The sequence below is a fragment of the Burkholderia sp. Tr-862 genome (genome assembly GCF_011753085.1).
In the GTDB taxonomy this organism is placed as follows: Bacteria; Pseudomonadota; Gammaproteobacteria; order Burkholderiales; family Burkholderiaceae; genus Burkholderia; species Burkholderia ambifaria.
Map to the genome: position 1 here is coordinate 1 of NZ_VWWG01000336.1, position 2,176 is coordinate 2,176.

Annotated in this window: 1 protein-coding gene and 1 pseudogene; both read left to right on the forward strand. The window is 68.9% G+C overall.

The features are described from left to right. A pseudogene (locus tag F3J14_RS36005) lies at nucleotides 1-179 on the forward strand (cytochrome c oxidase subunit II); the annotation flags it as partial. 13 nt (nucleotides 180-192) lie between these two features. Next, nucleotides 193-2,176: cytochrome c oxidase subunit I (gene ctaD, locus F3J14_RS34600; RefSeq protein WP_166726715.1), on the forward strand; the 1,984-nt coding region annotated here is incomplete at its 3' end.

The following is a 2,176-nucleotide window of genomic DNA, read 5'->3' on the forward strand; positions in this document are numbered from 1 at the left end:
TGTCGCATCTGGGGTCGCGCCGGCTGCTCGCGGCCGGCACGCTCGACAACACGCCCGACAACCTGCGGCGCTGGATCGCGCAGGCACAGCAGATCAAGCCGCAAACACTGATGCCGTCGTTCGCGCTCGCGCCGCGCGACGCCGACGATCTCGCCGCCTATCTCGCGACGCTGCACTGAACGGAGGATGACGATGGCCGTTGCCCGCGACACGCCCACTCCACTCAGCCGCGTGCCCGACCTCGGCGACGCGCCGCCGGGCTCCGCGCACGAACGCGCGCTCGCCGCGCTGTGGGAATCGGAACCCGGCTGGCGCGGCTGGCTCGGCACGGTCGATCACAAGCGCATCGGGCTGCGCTACATCGTCACCGCCTTCGCGTTCCTGCTGCTCGGCGGCGTCGAGGCGCTCGTGATGCGCATCCAGCTCGCACGACCGAACGCGACGGTGCTCACGCCCGCGCAGTACGACTCGCTGTTCACGATGCACGGCGTCACGATGATCTTCCTGTACGCGCTGCCGGTGCTGTCCGGCTTCGCGAACTATCTGTGGCCGCTGATGCTCGGCTCGCGCGACATGGCGTTCCCGCGGCTCAATGCCTTCTCGTACTGGGCATTCCTGTTCGCCGGGCTGTTCCTGTATGCGAGCTTTCCGCTCGGCGCGGTGCCCGACGGCGGCTGGTTCAACTACGTGCCGCTCACGTCGCTCGACTACAGCGCCGGCGCGAACATCGACATCTATGCGCTCGGGATGATCCTGCTCGGCATTTCGACGACCGGCGGTGCGGCAAACTTCGTCGTCACGCTGCTGCGCATGCGCGCGCACGGGATGTCGATCGACCGGCTGCCGATCATCGTATGGGGCACGCTGACCGCATCGATCGCGAACCTCGTCGCGGTGCCGTCGGTGAGCCTCGCGTTCCTGCTGCTGTGGCTCGACCGCAATGCCGGCACGCACTTCTTCGACGTCGCGAACGGCGGCCGGCCGCTGCTGTGGCAGCACCTGTTCTGGATGTTCGCGCACCCGTGGGTGTACGTGGTCGTGCTGCCCGCGATGGGCATCGTGTCGGACGCGCTGCCGACCTTCTGCCGACGGCCGCTCGTCGCGTACGAGGCCGTGGCGGTGTCGACGGTGGCGACGATGCTGATCGGCTTCGAGGTGTGGGTCCACCACATGTTCGCGACCGGCATCGCGCCGCTCGCGCTCGCGTTCTTCGGCGCGGCGAGCATGCTGATCTCGATCCCGAGCGCGGTCGCGGTGTTCGCGTGGCTCGCGACGATCTGGACCGGCCGCCCGGTGTTCCGCACGCCGTTCCTGTATTTCGCGGGCTTCGTGCTGATGTTCGTGATCGGCGGCGTATCCGGCGTGATGACGGCCGCGGTGCCGCTCGACTGGCAGTTGACCGACACGTATTTCGTCGTCGCGCACCTGCATTACGTGCTGCTCGGCATCAACGTGTTCCCGGTGCTCGGCGGCGTCACGTATTGGTTCCCGAAGTTCACCGGGCGGATGATGAACGAGCGCGTCGGCCACCTGACGTTCTGGGTCGTGCTGGTCGGCTTCAACCTCGGCTTCTTCCCGATGCACGTCGCCGGGCTGCTCGGGATGCCGCGCCGTATCTATACCTATCCGTCCGGGATGGGCTGGGACACGTCGAACCTGCTGACCACGATCGGCTCGTTCATCTTCGGCATCGGCATCGTGATGTTCGTCGTCAACGCGCTCGTCAGCGCACGGCGCGGTGCGCGTGCCGGCGAGAATCCGTGGGGCGGCGCCGGGCTCGAATGGTCGGTCGCGTCGCCGACGCCCGTGTACAACTTCGCGGTGCTGCCGCTCGTCGGCTCGCGGCATCCGCTGTGGGAAACCCGCGAGGATCCGAAGCGCACCAGCATGCGGGTCGGCTACCGGCTCGCCGACGGCCGCGAGGCGCTCGCGGTCACGCCGCTCGCGGCGACACCGAACGCGATCCTGAAGATGCCGGAGGACAGCTGCGTGCCGTTCGTGCTGGCGCTGCTCGCCACGGCGGTGTTCGCGGCGATGCTGGCGCGCTCGCCGACGCTCGTCTGCGTGGCCGTCGCCGGTTGCGCGATCGTCACCGCCGTATGGCTGTGGCCGCGCAGCACGCTCGGGCAGCGCGCGCACCTGCCGGCCCGCGACGACACGCCGGCGCCGTCGTCCG